Source organism: Kitasatospora sp. Xyl93 (genome assembly GCF_055383135.1).
Window position 1 is genome coordinate 196,461 of record NZ_AP029186.1, and the last position, 6,546, is coordinate 203,006.

A 6,546-nucleotide genomic window follows, 5' to 3' on the forward strand; every position below is an offset into this window, starting at 1 on the left:
CCGGCCGCCGGCTCCGCCGACGACCGGGCGTGCTCGGGGCCCGTCGGGGCGGGAGCGGGGCGGGAGTTGGGCCCCGGGGCTTCCTCCCGGGGTGCGGGTCGGGTCGGTGGCCGGGGCCGAGTCCGAGGAGGCGGCCCGGGTGGTCGAGCGAGTCGGTCAGGGCGGGCCCGATCCGGCGAGTCGGTCAGGGCGGGCCCGATCAGGCGGCCCCGGTCAGGGCGGCCCCGATCAGGCGGCCCCGGTCAGGCGGCCCCGGTCAGGACTGGGAGGCGTTCTGGCGCGCCCGGTAGTTGGCGGCCTTGACGCGGTTGCCGCAGGTGCGCATCGCGCACCACTCCCGGCGGTGGCCCCGCGAGCGGTCGAGGTAGACCTGGGTGCACTCCGGGCGGGAGCACTCCCGCAGCAGCGCGGCCTCCTCCCCGCCGACGAGCCGTACGGTCTCGCGGGCCAGCGTCGCCAGGGCCTGGGAGACCGACCCGGTCAGGGTGACGCCCTCCGGAGCGAGCCGGACCGTCACCGGCAGGCCGGAGGCGTGCAGGTTGACCTCCGCCACCGCCTCGGCCGGGAGCGGCCGGCCGTGGAGCCGGGCCGCGACCAGGTCGTAGATCGCCTCGCGCAGCCGCACGGCGATCGCCACCTCGGCCTCGTTCGCGCCGGGCGCCGAGTCCAGCGTCCCCGACTCGACGAACCAGTCGTCCAGCAGGGCGGGCGTGGCCAGTTTCTCCAGCGGCTTCGCGTTGCGCCGGGCGCGCAGCGTGCCGACGAAGTCCAGGGCCGGGGTCCCGCAGGGGAATGCGTGATTCACGTAACCATACTGGCCAGTGACAGGGCCCGAGGCAAGTCCTCCGCCGTTGCGGGCCCCGGCCGCCCGGCGGTTCGGGGGCGGCACCGGACCCGGCGCCGCCCCCGAACCGCCCCTGCCGAGGGCCTACTTGGCGAGGGTCTCGTACGCCGCCTGGGCGTGGGACTCGTTGATCTGTCCCTGGAAGAACACCTCGTTGTTGATCGTCACGTCACCACGGGTCGTGCCCACCACCCAGGACGCGTGGCTGCTCGGGTCGACCCAGAGGATCGGGGCCCCGCTCTGCGCGAGGTTCCCGCCGCACAGCATGAGCCAGATCCCCTGGCCCGGGTACTTGGGGTCCGCGCTGGCGAAGGCGCCGCAGGTGGCCTGGGTGCCGGACGGGTAGTAGACGGTCGTGAAGGCGCCGGTGGGATCCTTCGGGTCGCCGAACGAGACCCCGTAGCCGCCCATGATCTCGGCCAGCCCCTTGCCCTGCTCGTTGACGCCGAGTCCGACGTAGGCGACGTCCCCCACCGGCGACCCGAGGGTGTAGTTGCCGGCGAGCGCCGCCCCGTTCATCGGGAACTTCCCGTACGGCGTGCTGCCGTTGTCGTACGCGGGCACGAACACGACGTTGAGCGCGTCACCGCTGGAGTTGCGCAGGCAGTGCGCGGCGGTCTCCACCATCCCCTTGAGCTTGCCCGGGGTCACCGAGACCCCGCCGCACTCCCTGGCCTGCCCGTTCCGGGTGAAGAACAGCTTGCCGACGCGCCGGTCGTAGGTGCCGGCGAGCCGCTGCTCGGCGGTGGCCCCCGAGGCGGCCGACTCGAAGGCGACCGATCGGGAGCCCGCCGCGTCGGGGGCGGCCGCGGTGCCGCCCTCCGAGTCGAGCACCGCCTGCCGCATGCGCTCCGGGGTCCAGTAGGCCGTCGCGTCGGCACCCGCGGTGTCCGTCGCGGCGGTGACGGTCCTCGGCGCCGCCGCGGCGCCGAGGCCCTCCGCGCCGGCGGGGGCCGTTCCGAGGAACGCCGTGAAGGCGAACAGGGCGCCGGCGAAGGCCGCGGCACCGGCCGTCGTCTTTCCGTGGCGAATCATCATTCCACTCCTTTTGCGGATTCTTCGCCGTCGCTCGACGGAATCCGGCGGGCGGTCGGCCGCCATCGCCGGTCCGTGCTGTGACGGGCGTTACTGAAAACGTGTCGGGGATTCCCGGACACGAGAATGCGGGCGGATGCGCGTTGACCGGTCAGGGCCGTCGGGCGGGGGCCTGCGCGGCGGTGAGCGAGGGGTCGCTCTCGGCGACGGGGGCGAGGATCTCCTCCGCCCTCGCCACCAGCCCGGGATCGAGCCGGACACCGGAGGCCCGGGCGTTCTCGCGGATCTGCGCGGGGTCCGTGCCGCCGATGACGGCGGCCGAGACCGCGGGCTCGCGCAGGACCCAGGCGAGCGCGAACTGGGGCAGGGTGAGGTCCGCCTCCGCCGCCAGTGGTTCGAGTTCCGCGACCCTTTCCAGCACGTCGGTGCGGAGGAATTCGCCGATGTTCCCGGCCCCGCCCTTGGTGTCGGTGGCCCGGGTGCCGGCGGGAGCCTCCCGGCCGGCGCGGTACTTTCCGGTGAGCACGCCCTGGGCGAGCGGCGACCAGACGATCTGGCCCATGCCGAGTTCGACGCAGGCCGGGATCACCTCGGCCTCGATCACCCGCCAGAGCATCGAGTACTGCGGCTGGTTGGAGACGAACGGGACGCCGAGTTCCCGGGCCAGCGCGTGCCCGCGCCGGATCTGACCGGCCGTCCATTCGGACACCCCGATGTAGTGGGCCTTTCCGGACCGCACGATGTCCGCGAACGCCTGCATCGTCTCCTCCAGCGGAGTGTGCGGGTCGAAGCGGTGGGCCTGGTAGAGGTCGACGTGGTCGGTGGCGAGCCGGCGCAGCGAGCCCTCGACCGCGGTCATCAGGTGCTTGCGCGAGAGCCCGCGTTCGTTGGCGCCGGGGCCGGTGGGGAAGTACACCTTGGTGGAGATCTCCAGCCCTTCGCGCCGCCGTCCGCGCAGCGCGCGGCCGAGGACCCGCTCCGCCCGGGTGGCGGCGTAGGCGTCCGCGGTGTCGAAGGTCGTGATGCCCGCGTCCAGGGCCGCGTGCACGCAGGCGATCGCCTGCTCGTCGTCCAGCTGGGAGCCGTGCGTCAGCCAGTTGCCGTACGCGATCTCGCTGACCAGGACGCCGCTGGCGCCCAGGTGGCGGTACTCCATGACGGGGGTCGCTCCTCTCGGTGCGGGGGGTGGTGGAGGGGGGAACGGTGGGGTGCGCCGCTCCGCGGGGCCGGGCCGGGGGCGGCCTCGGGCGACCAGAGCAGCGCGGGGTCGCGGTCGAGGATGCGCTGGTGCGTCCGGCTCAGCTGGGGTGACGGGCCGACGCCGAGCTCCTCCTTCAGCAGCCGTCCGGTCTCCCGGAAGACGGCCAGCGAGTCGGCCTGCCGGTTGGCCCGGAACAGGCAGACCATGAGCAGCTCGCGCAGGCCCTCGTCGAGCGGGTTCTCGGCGGTGAGCTCCCACAGTTCGGTCGCGGCGGCCAGGTGCTCGCCGAGCCTCATCCGGCAGCGCAGGCGTTCGCTCCGGGTGGTGCGGAGCAGTTCGCCGAGGAACGTCCGCTTGGCCTCGGCGAGCGGCCCCGGCACGTCACGGAGGGGTTCCCCGTGCCACAGGCGGATTCCCTCCGCGTAGCGGTCCGCGGCCTCCGCGGTCCTTCCGTCCAGCTTCGCCGCCTCGGCGAGGGACACGATCCTCCGGAACTCGTCGAGATCGACCGACGCTTTCTCCGCGTCGAGCTGGTAGGACCTGCCGGAATTCCCGACGATGTCGATTCCGGCGGCCCGCAGGGTCTTTCTCAGGAGGTACACGTGGGTGCGGACGGTTTCGGCGGCCGTGCGCGGCTGCTCGGTGCCCCAGAGTGCGGTGGCGATTTTCTCGGTGGTGAGTTTCCTGTCGTTCGAGAGGGCGAGTGCGGAAAGGACGGCCTGCTGTTTCGGGCTGGAAATGCCGACCGTGGTTCGGGAGTTCGACACGGAGAGCGGTCCCAACAGGCGGACAGCGAACACGGAAGCCTCCAGGCTTTCTCGGCGGCGGGTTCAATGGTGCGCACGCACCGACGGAGCGTCAAGGCATACAGGTCATACACGAATTGAGCCGGAAAAAGGTTCACGGCGCCCGGCCGCCGGGTGGAATCCGGCGGGCCGGCGGGGCGGTTCCGGGTTCCCGCGGTGTTCTACGGCGAATTGACGGGGATTCTACGCGGCCCTGTTTGACTGGCCGAGCCGCCGGACCCGACGGGCTTCCGGCGGGAGCCGCGTCCTTCGGAGCGGCGCGGGCCCGGCCGCCGGCCGCCCGCCTCCCACCCGGGACGCCCGCCTTCTCCGGGCAGCCGGTCACACCCTGCCCCGAACAGAGGAAACGACTATGCCGACAGCGAGTCCGCCGGTCTCCGTGCTCGCTCCCTCCGCCGCGCGCCGCCTGGTCGACGCCGCGGAGCGACTGCTGGCGCGGCACGGCGCCCCCGACAACCCCGAACTCCTCGCCGAACTGCCGGACGCCGCCCGCGAGTTGCCCGGCCCCCTGGTGGCGGCCGTGCGCCGGGGCTTCCCGGTCGAGGGCATGTACGTCCTGCGCGGCCTGCCCGTCGCCGACCACCCCCTGGAGCCGACCCCGCTGGGCTGGCGGCAGGCCGGTGACGCGGGCGCCCGGTGGGACGTGGTGCTCCTCCTGCTCGCCTCCGTCCTGGGGCACCCGCTCGCGTGGGAGGGCCAGCAGAACGGCCGTACCGTCCACAACATCGTGCCCTCGCCCGGCCACGAGGAGCAGCAGACCGGCGCCAGCAGCGCCGTGCTCCTCGCCCCGCACACCGAGGACGCCTTCCACCCCGGCCGGGCCGACGTGCTGATGCTGTGCTGCCTGCGGAACCCGGACCGGGTGTCGACGACGGCGGCGAGCGTCCGGTCGACGGACCTGTCGGCCGAGGACGTCGCCGCGCTGACGCGGCCGGCGGTGCCGATCCTGCCCGACGACGCCTACACCGTGCGCTCCGCGCGGCCGCCCGTGCCGGTGCGCACGCTGTGGCGGACGCCCGAGGGGCTGGGCATCCGCTTCGACCCGGCCTACACCCGGCGGGACGGCGCGGACCCGGTGTTCCGCGGCGCCTACGCCCGGCTGGAAGCCGAACTGGAGCGGGTGACCCAAGCCGTGGTGCTGGAACCGGGCGACGTGCTGGTCGTGGACAACGACGTCGTCGTGCACGGCCGGGTGCCGTTCCGGGCCCGCTACGACGGTACGGACCGCTGGCTGAAGCGCACCCTCGTCCGCCTGCCGCACCGCACCTGGCGGCCGGCCTCGGAGCGGGCGGAGCACGGCTACGGGCAGGCGGTCGTCGACCGCTGCTGCCCGGACGGCGTCCGGCCGTCCGACGGCTCCCCGGCCCTCTCCGGAGCACGCGATGACTGAGCCGGCCCGCCCCGACGCCCGGACGGACTGGGATCCCGAGCGGATCGCGGCCGTGTACGCGGCCGGCCTGTCCGCCGCCGCCGGCCCGGACACCGACTTCTTCGCGGCGGGCGGCCACTCCCTCCTCGCGGTGCTGCTCGCCGACCGGCTGCGCGAGGTGCTGCGGGTGCCCGTCACGGGCTTCGACGTGATGGAGCACCCCACGCCCCGCGCCCTCCTGGCCGAGTTGCGCGGCCGCACCGCCCCGCCGCACCCGGCGCCCGGTGCCTCCGGGGCCCCGACGAGCGGGGCCGCGACGAACGGGGCCGCGACGAGCGGGGCCTCGACGCACGGGGCCGCGACGACCGGCCGGGGCACCGTCCTGGTGACCGGCGGCACCGGCGCCGTGGGCAGCTTCGTCGTCACCGAGCTGCTGGCCCGCGGACACCGGGTACGGGCACTGGTCAGGCCCGAGTCCGCCGCCGCCCTGGCCGGGACCGGAGCCGAGCCGGTGGACGGGGACCTGGCCGAGCCCGACGGCCTGCGGGCGGCGGCGCGCGGAGCCGACGCGGTCGTGCACGCCGCCTGCACCTTCACCCGCCCCGACGTGGACGAGGCCGCGCTGCGGGCACTGGCGGACGGCTGGGAGGGCGGCCCCTTCGTCTTCGTCAGCAGCGTCGACGCCTACGGGCGCCCGGCCCGCCCGACGGTCCGCGAGGGGCAGGGCGCCGAGGGGGCGGTCAGCGACTACGGGCGGGGCAAGGAACGCTGCGAGTCCCTGCTGCTCGACGCGGCGGACCGCCGGAACGCCCGGGACGGCGTCAGCCTGGTCCGCGTTCCCCTGGTCTGGGGGCCGCATCACCGACTGGGCGAACAGCTGCGGTTCGGCGCGCTGCGCACCTTCCACCAGCGGGCGCTGCGGGGCGAACCGCTACTGGTCCCCGAACGGGACGGCTGGACCGGGGTCCCCTGGGTGGGGGCGGCCGCGCTGGCCCGCGCCCTGGCGGACATGCTCGACCGTCCGGCCGGCGGAATCGTCAACGCGGTGGCCGGCCACGTCGGTTGGGCCGAGCTGGCCGGGGAGCTGGCGGTGCTGATGGGCGGCGGATCCGCCGTACGGACGGCACCGGACCTGCCGCCGGCCCTGCACCGGCCCTGGCGCTACCGCACCGACCTGTTCGACGCGCGCTACGGAACCGGCCTGCGCGAGGACTGGCGGCCGCTGCTGGCGGCGACGTTGGCCGCCGGGGCGGGGCATGGCTGAGACCGCCGGCCGGAGCCTGCCGAGCAC

At 74.8% G+C, this 6,546-nt stretch carries 6 protein-coding genes; 2 read left to right on the top strand and 4 right to left on the bottom strand.

Translation table 11 applies throughout. The features are described from left to right. Positions 1-256: 256 nt before the first annotated feature. The 4 genes from ACZ5GH_RS39040 to ACZ5GH_RS39055 all read right to left on the bottom strand — a co-directional run bounded on the left by ACZ5GH_RS39040 (position 257) and on the right by ACZ5GH_RS39055 (position 3,847). Positions 257-805, bottom strand: coding sequence for a CGNR zinc finger domain-containing protein (locus ACZ5GH_RS39040; RefSeq protein ID WP_387756231.1), 549 nt, complete (start codon positions 803-805; stop codon positions 257-259). A 123-nt stretch (positions 806-928) separates the two neighbouring features. Further along, a complete protein-coding gene (locus ACZ5GH_RS39045) occupies positions 929-1,882 on the bottom strand; it encodes a trypsin-like serine peptidase (protein ID WP_387756233.1) in 954 nt (317 codons plus the stop codon). A 148-nt stretch (positions 1,883-2,030) separates the two neighbouring features. Continuing rightward, positions 2,031-3,035, bottom strand: coding sequence for an aldo/keto reductase family protein (locus tag ACZ5GH_RS39050; protein ID WP_464337016.1), 1,005 nt, complete (start codon positions 3,033-3,035; stop codon positions 2,031-2,033). Next, positions 2,969-3,847, bottom strand: a complete 879-nt coding sequence (locus tag ACZ5GH_RS39055) for an AfsR/SARP family transcriptional regulator (protein WP_387756237.1) — start codon at positions 3,845-3,847, stop codon at positions 2,969-2,971. Before ACZ5GH_RS39055 ends, ACZ5GH_RS39050 begins: the two co-directional genes overlap by 67 nt. A gap of 391 nt (positions 3,848-4,238) precedes the next feature. On the opposite strand from ACZ5GH_RS39055, the gene ACZ5GH_RS39060 reads away from it, so the two are divergent. Together ACZ5GH_RS39060 and ACZ5GH_RS39065 are read left to right on the top strand one after the other, a co-directional pair. Next, positions 4,239-5,276 (top strand): TauD/TfdA family dioxygenase, encoded by a 1,038-nt coding sequence (locus ACZ5GH_RS39060; RefSeq protein ID WP_464337017.1) that lies wholly within the window; start codon positions 4,239-4,241, stop codon positions 5,274-5,276. Further along, positions 5,269-6,519 carry an NAD-dependent epimerase/dehydratase family protein gene (locus tag ACZ5GH_RS39065; RefSeq protein ID WP_464337018.1) on the top strand — a complete coding sequence of 417 codons (1,251 nt, stop codon included), beginning with the start codon at positions 5,269-5,271 and terminating at the stop codon, positions 6,517-6,519. Before ACZ5GH_RS39060 ends, ACZ5GH_RS39065 begins: the two co-directional genes overlap by 8 nt. The last annotated feature ends 27 nt before the right edge of the window (positions 6,520-6,546 follow it).